General features: G+C 60.3%; 10 protein-coding genes and 1 tRNA gene. 7 read left to right on the top strand and 4 right to left on the bottom strand.

All coding sequences use genetic code 11. The annotated features are described in order from the left end of the window. Window positions 1-73 precede the first annotated feature (73 nt). Both V1475_RS00315 and V1475_RS00310 read right to left on the bottom strand, forming a co-directional pair. The gene (locus V1475_RS00315; RefSeq protein ID WP_479411160.1) at window positions 74-958 is read right to left on the bottom strand and encodes a type IV pili methyl-accepting chemotaxis transducer N-terminal domain-containing protein; all 885 of its coding nucleotides are present in this window, start codon (window positions 956-958) and stop codon (window positions 74-76) included. Between the two features lie 105 nt (window positions 959-1063). Beyond that, window positions 1064-1756, bottom strand: a complete 693-nt coding sequence (locus tag V1475_RS00310) for a response regulator transcription factor (protein ID WP_479411159.1) — start codon at window positions 1754-1756, stop codon at window positions 1064-1066. Window positions 1757-2176: 420 nt separating this feature from the next. On the opposite strand from V1475_RS00310, the gene V1475_RS00305 reads away from it, so the two are divergent. Together V1475_RS00305 and V1475_RS00300 are read left to right on the top strand one after the other, a co-directional pair. After that, window positions 2177-2494 carry an antibiotic biosynthesis monooxygenase family protein gene (locus tag V1475_RS00305; protein ID WP_434290783.1) on the top strand — a complete coding sequence of 106 codons (318 nt, stop codon included), beginning with the start codon at window positions 2177-2179 and terminating at the stop codon, window positions 2492-2494. Then, the gene (locus tag V1475_RS00300) at window positions 2494-3102 is read left to right on the top strand and encodes a rhodanese-like domain-containing protein (protein WP_479411158.1); all 609 of its coding nucleotides are present in this window, start codon (window positions 2494-2496) and stop codon (window positions 3100-3102) included. Before V1475_RS00305 ends, V1475_RS00300 begins: the two co-directional genes overlap by 1 nt. Window positions 3103-3223: 121 nt before the next feature. Here the strand turns inward: V1475_RS00300 and V1475_RS00295 are convergent, their stop codons facing one another. Beyond that, window positions 3224-3874 (bottom strand): hypothetical protein, encoded by a 651-nt coding sequence (locus tag V1475_RS00295; protein ID WP_479411157.1) that lies wholly within the window; start codon window positions 3872-3874, stop codon window positions 3224-3226. 83 nt (window positions 3875-3957) lie between these two features. After that, a complete protein-coding gene (gene uvrB, locus V1475_RS00290; RefSeq protein WP_479411156.1) occupies window positions 3958-6153 on the bottom strand; it encodes an excinuclease ABC subunit UvrB in 2196 nt (731 codons plus the stop codon). Between the two features lie 400 nt (window positions 6154-6553). Between uvrB and V1475_RS00285 the strand changes: the two genes are divergently transcribed. The 5 genes from V1475_RS00285 to V1475_RS00265 all read left to right on the top strand — a co-directional run bounded on the left by V1475_RS00285 (window position 6554) and on the right by V1475_RS00265 (window position 19126). Next, window positions 6554-6865, top strand: a complete 312-nt coding sequence (locus tag V1475_RS00285) for an ETC complex I subunit (RefSeq protein ID WP_066706626.1) — start codon at window positions 6554-6556, stop codon at window positions 6863-6865. Between the two features lie 71 nt (window positions 6866-6936). After that, a tRNA-Arg gene (locus V1475_RS00280) sits at window positions 6937-7013 on the top strand. Between the two features lie 145 nt (window positions 7014-7158). Further along, window positions 7159-7434, top strand: coding sequence for a hypothetical protein (locus V1475_RS00275; protein ID WP_479411155.1), 276 nt, complete (start codon window positions 7159-7161; stop codon window positions 7432-7434). An 896-nt stretch (window positions 7435-8330) separates the two neighbouring features. Next, window positions 8331-15524, top strand: a complete 7194-nt coding sequence (locus tag V1475_RS00270; protein WP_479411154.1) for a DUF7507 domain-containing protein — start codon at window positions 8331-8333, stop codon at window positions 15522-15524. A gap of 11 nt (window positions 15525-15535) precedes the next feature. Further along, window positions 15536-19126, top strand: coding sequence for a hypothetical protein (locus V1475_RS00265; protein ID WP_479411153.1), 3591 nt, complete (start codon window positions 15536-15538; stop codon window positions 19124-19126). Window positions 19127-19172: the final 46 nt, after the last annotated feature.

Below are 19172 nucleotides of genomic sequence, written 5' to 3'. Positions count from 1 at the left end.
GGGCTGGCCAGAGAAAACATAGTTTTATAGTCAGGATTTGTGTCAGCCCATCTGTGGACTGTCTACATCGGGCTCAGAGTGCGGCGTAGCGTTCGACCGTGGCGTTCAACTCTTGCAGGAAGAACTCCACGCTCACGGAAATTTCGTGCAATTCCATGGGGTCGAGCCGCCCGACCTGTGCGGCTTCGAACAAGGTGACGAGGCTGCTCCATTCCTGCCAGTGATTGAAATTGTCCAGCTCGATGTCCGCGGTCGGCGGCGGCGGAAGCTGCATCTCCGTGGAGGAGAAGGTCAGGCCGAAGGCGGAGTCGTTGAACAGGACGAGGGTCTGTTGCAGGTGTGCAAGCTGATCCGGGGCGCCGGGCGCGGTGTCGGCCATCTGGAGCAGGCAGACCTCCTTGCCTGCTTTCTGGATCAGCATCCGTTGCCGCCCGGCGATGTCGATCATCCGGCCGAGAGCAGGGTCGGTATCCGAGGCCACAGCCTTGTAGCGGGCGTCGAGATGTTGCACCAGCGCGTTGGACGCCTTGAGCAGATCGACGGACAGATCGGAGAGCATGGCATAGTCGTCATAGCCCGTGAGCGTGCCTGCGTTGAACCGGTCGATCCCGGCCTTGAAATCCACCCAGACAGTTTCGATCCCGGACATGAGCCCGAGCGCCTCGGGATCGGTTTCTGGCGTGAACTGCGCAGGCCCGCCCCCCTCTTTCAACGCCTTGAGCGAGCTTTTGAAGGTAAATTCCGAGGTCAGCAGAATTTTCTTGTTCGCCATTGTGTCGATGCCAAGCCCGGCATTGCACATGGCCCGCACCATGCGTTGGCTCAGCATGCGCTGGCGACCGGCAACGTCGAGTTTGAGCTGCAATTCCGTATCGGCCAGCGTGCGCTGTGGCAGCAGAGCCGCGAGCAGCCCGATCAGGAGCAGAGAGACGAGGGGGCGCGACAGGAAACGGGGCATGGAGAGGCCTTTTCGGTCTGGGGCGATCTGCGGCGAGGAGTGACTCGCGGGCAGGTTAGGCCAAAAGGTTTGACAGCCTCTTAATGCCGCCACCGGAAACCGCGTTCAGGCGGCTTGCCGCGTGGTTTTCTGCGCCGCGATGCGGTAGCCCAGCCCCCAGACGGTTTCGACCAGCTCCGGGTCGCCGCCGCAGGTCTCGATCTGTTGCCGGATGCGGCTCAGATAGACGTTGATGATGCGGGCATCGGGTTCGTCGTCCCAGGCGTAGAGATGGTTCATCAACGCTTCGCGGGTCACGAGACATTCGCGATGCAGCATCAGCATTTCGAGGATTTCATATTCCTTGCGCGTCAGTTGCAATGTCTTGGTCCCGATGGAGGCGGAGATGGTTTCGGTGTTGAGGACCAGAGCGCCGACGCGCAGCTCCTTGCTGGCATAGCCCCCGGTGCGGCGCACGGCGGCCTTGATCTTGGCAGCCAGCATGGCGGGCTGAACCGGGCCATAGATCACATCGTCCGCGCCCATGTCATAGGCCTTTTTGCGGGTCTCCCAGCTTGCGTCCTCGGTCAGCGCATAGATCGGCATCAAGGCGTCCTTGCGGCGCAGTTGTGCGATCAGTTTGAGCGCATTGAGGTCGGGCATGTCGAGGTCGAGCACGACAGCGCTCTGTTCGCCGAAATCGGCGAAATCCATCAATTCGCGCCCGTCGTTAACCCGGGTCACGAGCATCCCGGCCTCGGTCAGGCCGGTGGCGGCAATCATGGCGTTCCAGTTGGTTTCGGCAAGCAGCACACGCATTTCAATATCCTTTCGGGGCATCCCCCGACGCGGCATTCCTCGGTCGCGCGGTCGGGGGAGTGGGTCCGTTCTGGACATTGTCCGGGCGCCGTTTTCTGCGCCTCGATGAGAGATGGATTGAATTTTAGCTAAACCATGTGGGGCTCTGGCAAGGATTTGTTATGGTTAACATCCTGAAATCGCGAAAAAACCAAAGTGACTCGGGGCGTCGGAAAGGAATGCGGCGAGGCTTGGGCGAAAGCGCGGTTTGACTTGGGAGAATGTCCGAAAAACTCTGGTTAACGGAGAGGGAAGACCCCGGAGAGAGTTTTGCGGAATGCGAAAGGACTAGCGGGGAAGGGATGATTCTCCAAATCCGGACTCGCTAAAATGCGAGACAGTCTTACACTGAGGACATTGGCTCAGATCAGGGAGGAGACGATGCCAGTTATTTCACAGGACACGACCTGTCAGACGGTTCTGACGACATTCGAGACGACGCCGGGCGTGGCGCAGGATCTCATGGAGGCGTTGCAAGCCGCCTATGCGGAAGTGATCTCGCAGCAGCCGGGGTTCATTTCGGCGGCGCTGCATATCAACGACGCGCAGACAAGGATCGCGAATTATTCGCAATGGGAACGGCGCGAGGATTATCAGGCAATGTTGCGCACGGAAGAGATGCGCAAACGCAATCGGGAGATCAACGGCATGTGCAAGTCGTTCGAACCGGTGATGTATGATGTGGAAGGAGTGTATTGATGCAAAAGATTTTGACTGCGACGGTTGTGGGGGCGACGGCTTTGGTTTTGACGACCGGGGGCGCATTTGCCGATCCGGTGGGGATCACGCCGGATATGATGGCCGCGACGGTGGAGACGCCCGCAGGCCCGGTGGAGATTTCCCGGATTCAGGACAACGCCAACGAGGTGAGCGGCGTCTGGGCGCAGACCTCGCGGCCCTGTCCGAATTTCTGCATCCAACCGATGACGCCCGCCGAGGGCGTCACCACAATCGGCGAGCTTGAGCTGATCGCGATGTTGCAGGACCCGGACGCAATGGTGCTCGACAGCCGGGTGAAACCGGATTTCGACGGCGGAGCCATCCCCGGCGCGGTGCATATGCCCTACACAGAAGCGGCGGACCGGCTGGGGGAACTCGGCTGTGAGCCGGATTTCGAAGGCTTTATCTGCGAGGGCGATCAGGTCAAGACCGTGGCGCTTTATTGCAACGGGCCGTGGTGCGGCCAGTCGCCAACGGCGGCGCGGCGGATGATCGAGGCGGGCTACCCGGCGGAGAAGATTTTCTACTACCGCGGCGGGATGCAGGTCTGGCGGATGCTGGGGCTGACGGTGGTGGTGCCGGAGTGACATGGTCTAAAGCGTCACGCCTTTAACCTGAGACATCAGATGAAGACGAGGCGCGTGCAACGCTTATGTTTTTTTGCTGTGGTCCGTCAAAAGCTGTGTCTCAGGTTTTTGGCGGACCGCTTTAGGTCAGAGCAGAGATATCCGCTGCCAGTTTCTTGCCCGCGCGGTCCATGCTTGTGATGTAAATCGTCAACAGGGAGATCAGTGCGAGCACGAAACCGAGCCAGCCCGCCAGAAACGCGGCGACAAAAAGAGAAATCAGAAGCCAGACCAGCATTTTTTTGTGCATATGGCCTTTGGCGAAGTCATAGCGCTCTGAACGTGTCAGAAGGACTTCGGCACGTTCAGAGAAGTCGATCCCCTCGCCGGTGTCGAGATTGCGCAGCGCAACGCGCCTTTCTCTGCCATCCCGACAGGCATAGCAGATCGCAAGCATGGAGCCGGTACGCCAGATGTCCGGCGCGTCGGTCAGGCTCAGGCGCTTTTCCGTACCATCGTTGAGGCGCAGGAAAAGCGAGTCTTTGTTTGTCGTTGATGTCGAGGTCGATGTCGTCACGGGATCAATTCGACCCTGACCATTGTAAATGGACCCGCCGCCGCCACTGGTGGTGGTGGTTGTGTGCAGGGTCTGCGTGCGGTTGGCGGCCAGCACTTCGCCAACTTCGCGCCGAATGGTGATGTTCCAATCGAGCGTCGCAAGGTCGCTCTGCGCCGGAAGGTCGCGGGGCGAAATTCGGGTGCCACTTGAGGCGTCGGGTTGGGGCAGGGTCATTTAATTCTCTGAAATCTATTAAATTCTCAGGGATAAGATAGCGACTTCTCAAAAAGAGAAAAGGGGGAGTGAGAACCGTGTGCTCACCGTTTTTTCCCCCGTCCGGCCTTGCCGCCCCGCATCCCCGGTCTCCCCGCCGTAGACCGTCCGCTCTTCGCCTTCGCATCCGCCACCGCATCGTCCACCGCCGACTGCCGCGCCAACGGATCGTCGTGCAGCACCAGATCGACGGTTTCGAGCCGCTTGATCTCGTCCCGCAACCGCGCGGCTTCTTCGAATTCGAGGTTCTCGGCGGCCACGCGCATGTCGGTTTTGAGGCCTTCCAACACGGCTTGCAGGTTCTGCCCCGCCATCGGTTTATCAATCGTCGCGGTCACGCGGTTCATGTCCACGTCGCCCTGATAAAGCCCCGCCAGAATGTCGTCGACGTTCTTTTTGACCGTCTGCGGCGTGATGCCGTGTTCCTCGTTATAGGCCATCTGACGCGCGCGGCGGCGGTCGGTCTCGTCCATGGCGCGCTGCATCGAGCCGGTGATCTTGTCGGCATACAAAATCACCCGTCCCTCGGCGTTGCGCGCGGCGCGACCGATGGTCTGGATGAGCGAGGTTTCCGAGCGCAAAAAGCCCTCCTTGTCGGCGTCGAGAATGGCCACAAGACCGCATTCCGGGATGTCCAACCCCTCGCGCAACAGGTTGATGCCGACGAGCACGTCGAAGGCCCCGAGCCGCAGGTCGCGCAGAATCTCGATCCGCTCGATGGTGTCGATGTCGGAGTGCATATAGCGCACGCGGACGCCCTGTTCGTGGAGATATTCGGTGAGGTCCTCGGCCATGCGTTTGGTCAGGGTCGTGACCAGAACCCGCCGCCCCAGCTCGGCCATTTTCCTGGCCTCGTCCAGAAGATCGTCCACCTGCGTGTCGACCGGACGGATTTCGACCACAGGGTCCAAAAGGCCGGTCGGACGGATGATCTGTTCGACAAACACGCCGCCGGATTGTTCCAGCTCCCAATCCTTGGGCGTCGCGGACACAAAGACCGATTGCGGGCGCATATCGTCCCATTCCTCGAATTTCAGGGGCCGGTTGTCCATGCAGGAGGGCAGGCGGAAACCGTGTTCCGACAGCGTGAATTTGCGCCGATAGTCGCCCCGGTACATGCCACCGATCTGCGGCACGGAGACATGGCTCTCGTCGGCAAACACAATGGCATTGTCGGGGATGAACTCGAACAGGGTGGGGGGCGGCTCGCCGGGCGCGCGGCCTGTCAGATAGCGCGAATAGTTCTCGATCCCGTTGCAAAAGCCGGAGGCCTCCAGCATCTCAAGATCGAAATTCGTGCGCTGCTCAAGCCGCTGCGCCTCCAACAGTTTGCCCTCGTCGGTGAACTTGATGAGCTGCTGTTTCAGCTCCTTCTTGATCCCCGCGATGGCCTGCCGGATCGTCGGTTTCGGCGTCACATAGTGGCTGTTGGCGTAGATGCGGACGTGTTCCAGAGTGTCGGTCTTCTTGCCGGTGAGCGGATCGAATTCGGTGATGCTCTCCAACTCCTCGCCGAAGAAGGAAAACTTCCACGCGCGGTCCTCCATGTGGGCGGGCCAGACTTCAAGACTGTCGCCGCGCACCCGGAAAGAACCGCGATCAAAGCCGGTGTCGTTGCGCCGATATTGCAACTCGACGAGTTCGCCCATGAGCTGGCGCTGGTCGTAGTCCTGTCCCATTTGCAGGTCGATGGTCATCGCCATGTAAAGTTCGGGCGAGCCAAGGCCGTAGATGCAGGACACGGAGGCGACGATGATCACGTCATCGCGTTCGAGAAGCGCGCGGGTGGCGGCGTGGCGCATCCGGTCGATCTGTTCGTTGATCTGGCTTTCCTTCTCGATGAAGGTGTCGGAGCGCGGGACGTAGGCCTCGGGTTGGTAATAGTCGTAGTACGAGACGAAATATTCGACGGAATTCTCGGGGAAAAAGCCCTTGAACTCGCCGTAAAGCTGGGCGGCGAGGGTCTTGTTCGGGGCGAGGATGATGGCCGGGCGTTGGGTCGCCTCGATCACCTTGGCCATGGTAAAGGTCTTGCCCGTGCCGGTGGCGCCCAGGAGAACCTGATTGCGCTCGCCCGCTTCGATGGCGGCTGACAGCTCCGCGATGGCGGTCGGCTGGTCGCCGGAGGGCTCAAAGGCGCTGTGCATGATGAATTTCTTGCCGCCTTCGAGTTTCGGGCGGTGTTTCAGCTCCTTCGGCGGGTCGGTCATCAGGCGCGGGTCCATGGTGGTTCTTTCCATCGGGTGGGTCTTTGGGGGGTGGTTAACAGATGATCCCTTTTTGTTCACGTTTCAAGTCTTGCGGGCAAGAGGGCTGAGGTTAACGAAGAGTTACCACTTTAAGGCGAATTATTTTCTATTTTTTACAACCATTGCGATATTTCCCCTTGTGCCGCGACCGTGTTCGGGCCTAACCTGTCATTGCAAGCAGCAGAAAAGACTGACCCGGCTGGTCGTGTACCACCCACCCCACCCCTCGCTCCCACGCGGTCGGTCGGGCAGTCACCCTAAACGTTTTATGCCCCGCCTTGGTTCGCAATGGCGGGTTTTCTTATGTCCAAGGCCGGATGGGATGCGCGAAGGGCTTGAAACGCTGTGAGGAAACGGGGATAACCGGCGCAAGGCAAAAAGGAGTCACCCGATGCGCGCTCGTATCTATCAGCCCGCCCGCAATGCCATGCAATCCGGGCAAGGCAAGACCAAGCAATGGCATCTCGATTATGCGCCGGCCTCCGCGCGTGACATCGATCCGCTGATGGGCTGGACCTCGTCGCATGACACGCAAACGCAGGTGCGGTTGAAATTCGACAGCAAGGAACATGCGATCGCCTATGCCAAGGAGCATGGCATCGAGTACGTGGTGCAGGAGCCGCACAAACGTCAGCACAACGTGCGTGCGGGCGGTTATGGCGAAAATTTCGCCACCAACAGACGCGCGCCCTGGACCCACTGATCCGGTGCGATACGCTTTGAGACGGCGCCGGTTTTACGGCGCCTCTTTTATGGCCGATATGGCCCAAGCGCGGTCCCTTAGCTCAACTGGATAGAGCAGCTGACTTCTAATCAGCAGGTTTGGGGTTCGAGTCCTCAAGGGATCGCCAATAAAATCAACTGCCAATGACGTCCGACATGGGGATTACGTCTTTGCGACAAAAGTCGGTTTTTTGAAACGCATGTCGGCGGAAGCGGTTTCCTAGTTTGCAAAATTTTGGAAGGGCTATCGCTCAAGACGACCTTGGCGTATTCATGAATACACTGAATTTCCGTGACGAACCTGAATTGCCCGAAATGAACCTGAGCCTCATTTTGACCGGGCGAGAGTCCCTCTCTTCTTACCTTGCCCGCCTTGCCGCTGTTTGGAAAGCCGATGCGCCGGAACTGGCCTATGACATGGGCGCGCCGTTCAAACGACTTTTGGATCAGGACGAGGAGGCGCTCGAATCTTTCTCTGATTGGGCAAAGCTGTCTCCGGAAGTCATGGACGAGTTGCTGTCTTGGACGGGCCCTCAGAGAACGTTTTGACATCGGAGCACGCTTGCAGGAGATTGCGGCCGACATTCTGGCGGGGACGTTTGACCAGCCGATGCGGGCACCATCGGCTTAGGATCTACAGTGTCAGCTGTGGTCCAATCCGGACATTCGAGTTTTGTGCAGGGCCGGGCCGGTCCCAGCCAAAGCCTGCCATTGCCATCTTTAAAATCTGCCGCAGTCTGCGGATCCGGGCTCCATGATCTCGACATTACTCGGTCTCATACGAGAACGACGGAGTTTAGGTCCGCATCAGGTCACCGAGCGGGCGGGGCCCATGACGTTGTCAAGACAGCAGTCGCGCATCATATTTATATTATAAGATTACGGTGTAATCTCTTTCGAGCATGCATGAGTCTTTTTCGCGTCACTCTGTGTGCAACGTAGAGAATTTCATCTGATATCTCACCTGATTTACCCATCCCCCAATGCTGAATATGAAAAACCGTTTGTGAGTGCGGTTTGAGATACGGCAGCTGTAGTTGATTTACGGGGGCGGTATGTGCGGTCGAGACATCCACACAATCTGAGACAGGGAGTGATAAGCGTCAGCTTGAGGAGGACTTGAAATTGTGTCCTTCTGCATGTCGCGCTGATCAACCTTTTGCCGGAAGTTTTGGTCTTGGTCGGATTTCGAGAGGCCAGAATGTTCTGAGTTATGTTTTTACAGGTCGATTTTTGACGTGCCTGGGACAGAGCTTTTTCATGGCAAAAGAGAATGTCGATACGGACATTTGCGACAGGTAAATTCCCGAAATTAGGCATGGACATGAGTTCCCCGACAGGGGCGTGTCAGATGTCATCGCTCAGACGGTTTCTCCAAGCACGTCCACTCTCATCCTGAATCGACCGGTTTTCACGCCGGTCGATGGCGAGCGGAGAGAGCAGATATGAACACGGGGCTTCAACCCACGGTATCTTTTGACCTCAAGGGGCAAAAGGCAACGTCACTGCGCACGGCGGCAAAATCTATCGTGACTTTTGCGATGCTGTCGCTGGGGGTAGGTTTCTTTGCTCCGGCGAGCGCCAGCGCGCAAAGCTACGACTGGGTTGTCAACGTGACCGATGCAGGTTCGGACCCGACGGTTGCCGGCGGCGACGTGACCTATGACATCACGGTCAACAACAACGCTGCAATGGCCGGTGTCGGAACGACCCCTGAAACCGTGATCGATCTGGACATTCCGTCGGGTGGCGTGTTGCAGGATGTGACCAACACGACCTGTGATCCGGCTCTTCCGATCACTGGGCCTGCGTCCGTTTCTTGTGTGATCCCGGCTCTGGTCGAGGACGAAACATTTGTCCTTTCTGCGATCGTGACTTCAACAGTTTCGGGGACGATCACCCTGTCGGGCTCCGTTCCGAGTGCCAATGATGTAGCGCCCTCCAACAACAGCTTCTCTGAAACAACGACTATTCTCAGTGGTGCCGATGTCGCTCTTGAGGTGACCGGGCCGACGGAAGCGAATTCCGGCGAGGTGGTCACCTATACTTATACGCTCGACAACAATGGCCCTGACACAGTGACAGAAGCTGTCGTCGAAATTCCGGCGATTACGGGGCTGACGTTCACCTCGGTGCCATCCTATTGTAGTGCCAGCGCCGGGGGGTATCTCTGTACGATCCCGACCGATATTCCGGATGGCGGTACATTTTCTTTCGATGTGACAGGGCAAGTGACCGCGGCGGGCACAGGATCGTCCTTGATCGTCTCCGGGACGGCTGAAATCTCCGAACCCCAGGACCCTCTCACCGATGACAACAGCGCCTCCCTGATCACGCAGATCAGCGACGGCAGCGATGTGCGTTTGACGAAAAGCAACTCTGCACCGGGAACGGTTCTGGTCGGCGATCCTGTTATCTTTACGCTCTCCCCGAGCTTCGCGGGCGGTGTGCCCTATGGCCTTGAGATCGCGGACAGTGTGCCCTCTGCCTATCAGATCGACTCTGTCGATGTGTTGTCCGGCGGCTGGAACTGTACGGTGAGTGGTCAGGACCTGAATTGTACGCGTCCGTCCGACGGGCTTGTGGCGGGCACCAATGTGCCGCTTGGCGACATCTTGATCAATGCCACGGCCATCGTGCCGGGCTCTGTCAGCAACAGCGCGACAGTGAGTTCTTCTGGCCCCGTAGATACAAATCTCGGTAACAACACCGACACCGATGGCGGTCGCACCATCGAAAATCCGGTGGTTGACCTTTCCGTCTCCAAAACCGGCCCCAGCCCCGCGCTGGTCGTGGTAGGCAATGAGTATGAGTTCAATCTGCGCACGCAGAACACTGGCAATGCCGATTTCTACGGTACACTTTACATGACCGACAGCCTGCCGGCCGGGATGACCTTTACGGGGTACGATGGCAATGGCTGGACCTGTTCGCCGGCGGCCCCGCAGGCTGGCCCAGTCGATGTGGTGTGTGAGCTTGTCTATACCGCAGGTGTGACCGGACCTCTGGCGCCTGGTGCCAATACACCCATCGCCGTGATCCGTACTGAGGCCACCCAATCAGGGAACCTGACCAATACGGCCAGCGTGTCGTCGCCGGAGTATCCGGGCGTTGGGGATTCCGACAGCTACGATGTGGACAGCAGCTCAGAAAGCGCCTCTGCCGACATCACCGTGAATAAGACGGTGGCCGAGGCGACCGTAACCGTGGGTGAGATTCAGACTTATTATATCGAGGTTGTGAACAATGGCCCTGCCGCGTCGGCTAATGTAACCGTGACGGATGCATTGCTGAACCTGATCAACAATCAGGTCGGGGCGACAGACGCCGGTTTGGTGAGCATCTCCGCGCCTTCTGGTGCGGTGTGTGACAGCACATCGCGCTGGCGGGGCAGGGATCTGACCTGCACATTCGCCGCCCTGCCGGTCTGTACTGCCGGAAGCAATTGCCCGATCATTGAAGTTCAGGTGCGCCCCGGCGGCAATGCCGGTCAACGCAGCAACACGGTTCAGGTTTTGTCGTCGAGCGTGGCCGACCCCGATCTGACCAACAACGACGATACCGTGACCTTCGACGTCGAGGCCCGCACGGATGTGACCGTGACCAAAACCGCGACGCCTGAGACGGCTGTCGTTGGCCAGAACCTCAGCTACGTCGTCACGGCGCTCAACCCGTCGACAGAGTTCTTCCTTAGCAACGCGCCGGATACGACGATTACGGATGTGTTGCCTGATGGACTTATCTTTGTCTCTGCGACGCCGACCGCTGGCAGTTGTTCGACCTTGCCGACCGTCGGAACCGAGACCACATCGGGCAACAATCAGGTTGTCTGTAATCTCGGCACGGTGACGTCCGGCGGTCAACAAGCCGTCGAGATCGTGGTTCAACCGACGGAGGCGCTGGTCGGTGACGTGCTGGAAAACACCGCAACCGTGAGCACCAGCCTTGACGAAACCGATGACACAAACAACAGCGCCTCTGTCCAGACGACGGTGAACGCGCCCAGCTATGATCTTCAGGTCAACAAGGTCGATAGCATCGACCCGGTGGCAGTGGGTGAGGATGTGACCTACACGGTCACGATCCGCAACAACGGGCCTTCCGCGGCAGAGAACGTCACGATGAACGATCTCATGCCCGCGCAATATCTGAGCTATCAGTCTCATGATGCGGGTACAGGCAGTTGTACGGCTCCGAGCGTTGGCCAAGTCGGCGGCACGTTGAGCTGTAGTTTCGACCGCATCGAAGCGGGCGGATCGCGCGTGGTGACCATCTTGGCGCAGGGCGTGCAAAAAGGCACCGCGACCAATACGGCGAACCTGACGTCTCCGGGGATCACCGATGGCTACGATCCGCTTCCGGCGAACAACGAAGTGACTGAAAACACCACCGTGCGCACCCGCGCCGATGTCGAGGTTGTCAGCAAGATTGCAAGCAAATCTCCGGTCGAACTTCTTGAGACCTTCGATTTCGTCATCACCGTGCGCAACAACACCGGCTCCGATGGGGGCGTTGTGCTGGCCGAGGCGGATGGGGTCGAGGTGACGGACAGCCTGCCGGCCAATATGGTGCTGGCGGGGACGCCGTCGGTCAATGTGACCTCTGGCTCGGCAACGCTGCAAAGCTGTGACGGGGCCGCAGGCGGCACCAGTTTCACCTGTGAGCTTGGCACGTTCTCAAGCGGGGCTACGGCGGAAATCACGGTTCCCGTCAAAATCACCAGTGTGACCTCTGATCCGCAGAGCTTTACCAACACGGCAGAGATCACCACGACCTCGCTCGACGTCGATCCGAACAACAACGAAAACTCCGGCCCGGTCGATGTCGTGTCTTCTGCGCTCTCTGGCACGGTGTTCCGCGATTTCGATGACAATGGCGATTTCGATACCGACGACACCGGCGTGGCCGGGGTGACGGTGACGGTGACCGGGACGGCCTTTGACGGCACTCCTGTTTCCGTGTCGGCGACGACGGATGCGAATGGCGATTATACCATCGCCAACCTGCCACGCGGCACCTACACGGTGACACGCGGAAGCGTGAGCGAGACTTATCTCGAAGATAGTCAAGCCATGAGTGGGTCCGAGGGCGGGAGCCCATCTGGTGCCACCGCGATTACGACGATTGATCTGCCGTCCGACACGGATGCCACCGATTACGATTTCACTCTCGTGCCGCAAGCGCGGATCGGGATTGCGAAACGTGTCAGCTCCGGTCCGACTTCTGCGGCGGATGGCTCCTTCACCGTTGGCTTCAGCTTTGTCGTGGAGAACTTCAGCCTTGAGCCGCTCGACACGGTGGTTGTGACGGACGCCCTGTCGGGAGCCGCACCGCTGTTCGGCAGCTATGCGAGCCTGTCCAATCCGGCGACGGATGACATGGTGCGCGGCACCTACACGATCCTCTCCGCTCCGGGCGGCTCCTGTGGCGCGCTGAACGCCGGGTTCAACGGCGAAGGCGATCAGACGCTGGTCTCCGGGGCGACGCTTGCGGCGGGAGCAACCTGTGAGATTTCCCTCTCGCTGCGCGTCCGCCCAGAAGTTCCGCTGCCGAGCGCTCAGGCCTCTGGCGGTGTTTATGAAAACCAGGCGACGGTGACGGGCAACGGTACTTGGACCGGGCAAACGCCGGGTGACAACCCGCTGCTCAGCGATGATTCCGACGACGGCACCGATCCGGACCCGAATGGCAACGGTCGCGCCGATGAGACGGGTGAAAACGACCCGACGCCGGTGACGCCGATCTATGAGCCTGCCATCGCGCTGGTGAAATCCGCGACCACGGCGTTCTCCGATCCGCCGGTGCCGGGGGAGGAGATCACCTACAGCTTTGCGATCACCAACACCGGCTCGCAGACCCTGACCGATGTGACGCTCACGGATGCGATGCTTGAAGGTGTGGGTGTTCTGACCGGAAGCCCGATTGCGTCGCTGGCGCCGGGCGCCACAGACGACACGACCTATTCTGCCGTCTATGAATTGACGCAGGAGGATATCGATCGCGGGTATGTGGAGAACACGGCACTTGTGACCGGTACCGATCCGTTCGACGAAGAGGTGACTGACACCTCCGGCACGTCGCAGGACAACGACACTCCGACCACCACGCCGGTGGCGCGCACTGCGGCGATTGAGCTGATCAAAACCGCGGATGCGAGCAACGTGAGCGATCCCTCCGAAGTCGGCGAGATCGTGACCTACAGCTTTACGGTGACCAACACGGGCAACGTGACGCTGACCGATGTGACGCTTGCGGACATCCTTCCGGGGATCGTTTGGGAGACACCGGGTGCAAGCATTGCCGAAATGGCGCCGGGGGCTGTCGATACCGACACGTTCAAGGCGAGCTATGTGCTGACGCAGGCCGATCTGGATGCAGGCCAACTGGTGAATGAGGCGACGGTCACGGCAGACTCGGTTGTCGGCGAGGTCTCGGATACGGACGATGAAACCGTGCCGCTCGGTCAGGCACCGTCGATCGTTCTTGAGAAAACCGTCGACAATTCCGGTCTGACGCAAACCGTCGGGCAGGTGGGCGAGGAGCTTGAATACACGTTCAAGGTCACGAACACGGGCACCGTCACGCTGACGAATGTCACGATCACCGACCCGCTTTTGGGCGCCAATCAGATCAGCGAGGTGATCCCGTCTCTGGCCCCCGGCGAAGAGTACACCTTCACGGAAAAAGGCATTTACGCGATCACTCAGGCTGACATCGACGCGGGCAGCGTGACGAACACGGCGACTGCGACTGGCACCTATGGCCCGGATGGGGACGAGACTTCGGATGACGACACGGCTGAAGCGGATGTGGTCTTCATCGAAGCCATTCCCGAGACGCCTTGGGAGTTTGACACCGACGGTGGCATCACGACCTCGATGTTGGCCTCCGACAAGATCGGTCTGGAGCAGGCGACGCTCGACAATGTGACGATCACGGTCGTGGACAGCGATCCGGCACTGACGCTCGATCCCTCCACGGGTCTTATCACCCTGTCCGAAGGCAATCCGGCGGGCACCTATGAGGTGACCTATGAGATCTGCCGCATCGACAATCCTTTGGTGTGCGATCAGGCCACCGAAACGGTGATCCAACGTCCGATCAGCGCGATTGAGGCGGTGAAGACGCAGGCGCTGAGCGACAATGGCGACGGTGTCGATGGGGTTGGCGATCTGATGACCTACACGATCACGGTCGAGAACCTCGGCAACACCACGGTGAACGATGTGGCGCTCGAGGACACTTTCCTGACGCTGACCACCGGCCAGACGCTGGCCCTCGACAGCGGTCCGACCTTTGTGTCGGCGAGCGAAGGCTCTTCGGAAGGCACGTTGGTGATGGGCGAGACCGCCACTTACACCGCGACCTTTGAGCTGACCATCGACGCGGTGGACGCAGGCGGGCTGTCGAACCAGATCCTCGCCACGGCGATGCCGGAGTACCCGGACGAATTCACCGAAGACCCGACCGAGGTGAGAGATCTCTCCGACGATGGCGACGATGGCGACGGCAATACCGTGGACGATCCGACGGAATATCCGCTTGAGCCTCTGCTCTATGACAGCGGTCTGGTGCTGCGCAAAACAACGCCGCGTGGCGTGGTGGAGCGCGGGTCCGTGGTGCCCTATACGATCACGGTGACCAATGAGAACCCGCGCACCAGTGGCACGATGGATCTCATGGACGTGCTGCCCGCCGACTTCGTCTATGTCGAAGGGTCTGCGACCTGGGACGGTGAACCGATCGACGTGGTGGTGCAGGGCAAGGTCGTGACCTGGCCCGGCGTCACCGTGCCGCCGCTCACCACCATCGAGGCGACGCTTTCGGCGCGGGTTCTGACCAGCGCGGATGTGGGCGATCACGTGAACCGGGCGCGTCTGCGCGATTCCGACACGCTTGAGCCTCTGTCCCCCGAGGCGACGGCCACCGTGACGATCTTCCCGGAACCGGTGTTCGATTGTGGCGATGTCTACGGCAAGGTGTTCAACGACCTGAACCGGGACGGCTATCAAAACGGTCCGGTCAGCCGGATCGTCGATGAGGACGCGATCTTCAGCGGCAAATACAGCGGCAAGGGCGATGCGCCCGTGGAGCTGGACCGCGAGATCGTCGAGAACGGCATCCCCGCCGTGCGCCTGACCGGTGTCGATGGCACGGTGATCACCACCGACCAATACGGCCGCTTCCATGTGCCCTGTGCGATGCTGCCGGAAGATCGCGGTTCGAACTTCATCCTGAAGCTCGACACCCGCTCGCTGCCGACCGGCTATCGCCTGACCACGGAGAACCCGCGTGTCGTGCGTCTCACGCCCGGCAAGATGACCGAGCTGAACTTCGGTGCGGCGCTGACCCGTGTGGTGCGTGTGGATGTGAATGCGCAGGGCTTCGCGCAAACCGCCTCCGGTCCGAAGATGACGCCTGCGCTCGAAACGGCGCTTGCAGGTCTGGTGCAGCAAATCGCTGGCGAACCCGTGCATCTGCGCATCGCCTATCACCTGCCGGATGAGGCGGGAGCGGATGAGAAACGTCTGGCGCGGCAATCCATGCGACAGGTCGAAAGAGAGCTGCGGGATCTTTGGAGAGAGCCGGGCCGTGTGAAACTGACCATCGAGAAAACCATCGTGAGGGTTGAGCAATGAGGACGCTTGGTATGAGCAGCAAACAGAAAACCTTCACGCGGATTTTGTGCGGCGGATCGGTGATCGCAATCAGCGCCGTTCTGTTGGCGGGGGAGGCGCGGGCGGAAACGCTCTGTGCCGAGGCGCTGGCGCCGCAGCCCGAAGGCTGTGAACGGTCCAATTCCGACGTGGTCGTGACCATGCCGGTGGGCAAGAACACCGAAATGGTGAAGGAAGTGATGGGATCGGATTTCGAAGCTCAGGGCTTTTCGATCTCCATCGACAAGACGCCGGTGGCGGGGGCCATGCCGCCCCCCGATCCGCGCCGTCCGGCCGACATCCTGGCGGACAATGCCGATGTCGACATTCGTTTCGACGGGCTGACGCCGCGCCGGTTGCTCAATGTCTCGACCGAGGATTTGCGCGCCACGTACCGGGCGGGTGAGGCGGTGCGGTTCCGCGCCTCCACCAACTACCCGGCCTATATTGCCCGCGCCGAAGTGCGGGTGATTGACACCACGGGCCGCACCCCACGCACGGTGGCAACTCTGCCGGTGGCGCCCAATGGCACGGTCAATTGGACCATGCCGGAGGACGGGCCGGAAGAGATGGTCTATGTGGTCCGCGTCTATGACGCTAAGGGGCGCTACGACGAAACCTGGCCGCTGGAGCTGAACCGCAGCGAAGGCCATTTCGACACGCATGAGACCACCGGCGCGCCGCTGACGGCGGCGGGCGAGGGCGAAGATCGCACCCGCCAACGCGCTATTCCCCTCGCGGGCGGCATGGTCACCGTTTCGGGCCGTGCCGATGCCGGTCAGCCGGTGCGCGTCATGGGCGAGACGGTCCCGGTGACGTCCTCCGGCCAATTCCTCGTGAGCCGGATCGTGCCGGCGGGCGAGCGTACGGTGGATGTGGAATTCAGCCGCTACGGGCAGCCGCAACAGATCTCCCGCAGGCTCGAAATTCCGGCGAGCGACTGGCACTATGTGGCCATCGCCGATCTGACCTTCGGGCATCGGATCAAGGACACGGAATCTGAGGCCGACCCGGATTACGAACGCAATTACGCCGAGGGGCGTCTGGCCTATTATGCCTCGGGGATCACCCGCAACGGCTGGTCGGTGACCTCGTCTCTGGACACGGGCGAGGGCGATCTGGAGGACATCTTCCGCCGCCTCGACGAAAAGGACCCGCGCTCGGTGATCGAACGTCTGGACCCGGAGGACCTCTATCCGACCTATGGCGACGACTCGACGAGCTATGACGATACGCCGACCTCGGGCCGGGTGTATCTGCGGCTGGAGAAAGACGACACGCGCCTGACCTGGGGCGACTTCAAGGCCGATGTCTCCGGTGGTGAGTTGTTGTCCAACACACGTTCGCTTTACGGCGCGGAGCTGCGCAGCGCGACGAGCGCACGCACCGAAGACGGCGAGGCGCGGGTACAGGGGGTGCTTTACGGTGCTCAGCCCGACACTCTGCCGCAGCGCGACATTCTGCGCGGTACCGGTGGGTCGGTCTATTTCCTGACCCGTCAGGACCTCAATGGGGGCTCCGAGACGGTTAAAGTCCAGGTGGTGGATCCCGACACCGGGCGCGTGATCTCGACCGAAACACTTCTGTCTGGCGTGGATTACGAGATCGATTATCTGCAAGGCGTGATCACCCTGACCCAACCTCTGGGATCGTCCAGTTCGGACGGCGGTCTCGTGGGCTCCGGCACGGGCGCCTATGACGTCAATCTGGTGGTGCAATACGAATACACCCCGACCGTCGAGGATGTGGAAGGCTTCTCCTACGGCGGACGTATCGAAGCCTGGGCGACCAACGATCTGCGCCTCGGCTTTACCGCGATGAACGAGACCACCGGCGTGGCCGATCAGCGCATGGCGGCGGTGGATGCCTATTACAAATTCGGCAAATCGAGTTTCCTCGAGGTCGAAGTGGCGGGCACCGACGGGCCGGGGTTCAGCCGCAGCCTGTCGTCGGACGGCGGTCTGACCATCACCGAGGACGGTGTTTCCGGTCTCGAAGATGCGATGGCCTACCGCTTCGACAGCCATGTCGATTTTGCCGATCTCGGCCTGTCCACCGGCGGTTATGCCGAGCTTTATTACGAGCGCAAAGAGGCCGGGTTCTCGACCCTCAACGAGGACATCACCGAGGATCAGACCCTGATCGGGTTGCGCAGCGAGATCGAGGTGTCCGACCGGCTCAGCTTTGGCGTGCGGATCGAGGATTTCGACCGAGACGGTGGCGACAGCAAGGCCGAGGGCGAGCTGGGCGTCTCCTATGATCTGACGGACGCCTGGACCATCGAGGCGGCGCTTGGCCATCTCGATCAGACCACGATCGGCGATCCGACGGAAACCGGGGATCGCACCGATCTGGCGACGCGTCTGAGCTATGCGTTCAGCGATGACACCAAAGTCTGGGTCTTGGGGCAGGCGACGGTGGACCGCTCCGGCGGGCTGGAGCGTGACGACCGTCTGGGCTTTGGTGCGGCGACGCGTCTGGGCGAAAAGGTCAAAGTCTCGGGCGAGGCCTCCGACGGCACCGCAGGCTTTGCGGCCAACGCGCGTCTGGCCTATTCGCCGACCGCCGACAATGAGCTCTATCTCGGCTACACGCTGGACCCGACGCGGACCAATGGCGGTTATGAGCTTGTCGGCGAGGATCGCGGCAAGGTGGTGATGGGCGGGCGCTATCGCCATTCCCAAACCTTCTCGAGCTTTGCCGAAACCTCGATGGATTTCTTTGGCGAACGTCATGCCATGACAGACGCTTACGGGATCACCTATACGCCCAATGCGCGCTGGTCTTTCAGTGGCGCGATGGAAAGCGGCACGGTGCGCGACAAGATCAATGGTGACATCGAGCGCGATGCCTATTCCTTCGGGGTGGCCTATACGGCTGAGGATCGCCTGCGTGCGCGTGGTCGGTTGGAATACCGCACTGAAAGCGGCGATGGCGTGTCGCAGGATGCCGACACCTGGGCCTTTGCGGGCGGGTTCGAATACCATGTCAGCGAAAGCGCGCGGTGGCTCGGCAATGTCGATGCTCTGATCTCCGACAATGATGACGACAGTTTCCGTGACGGGGAATATGTCGAGGCCAGCCTCGGCTACGGCTTCCGCCCGATCGACAACGAGCGCCTGAACGTGCTGTTCAAATACACCTATCTCTACGACCTTCCGGGTGCGGATCAGGTGACGGCGAACGGCGATACCGAGGGCGATGCGCAGAAAAGCCACGTCCTGTCGATGGATGTCGATTACGACCTGAACCAGCACTTCACGCTGGGCGGCAAATACGGCTACCGCCGGTCCGAGGTCGCCCCGCGCGGCACGGAGGACTTTAGTGACTCGACGGCGCATCTCGGGATTATGCGTCTCGACTGGCACGTGGTTCACAACTGGGATGCGATGGCCGAAGGGCGCGTGATGTATACCGAAGACAGCGAAACCTATGACACGGGCGCTTTGCTTGGGGTGTATCGCCATGTCGGCAACAACGCGAAAGTCGGTGTCGGCTACGAATGGGGTCAGGTGTCCGAGGACATGACCGATCTCGATTACGAAAGCTCCGGGGTCTTTTTGAACCTGATCGCCAAGTTCTGAGACTGACCTGAGACTGAAAATGCAAAGAGGGGGCCAAGGCCCCCTC

It is taken from the genome of Celeribacter sp. SCSIO 80838, from assembly GCF_056498065.1.
The sequence above is the reverse complement of the archived record's forward strand: the minus strand, read 5'-3'. Positions and strand labels throughout refer to the sequence as shown.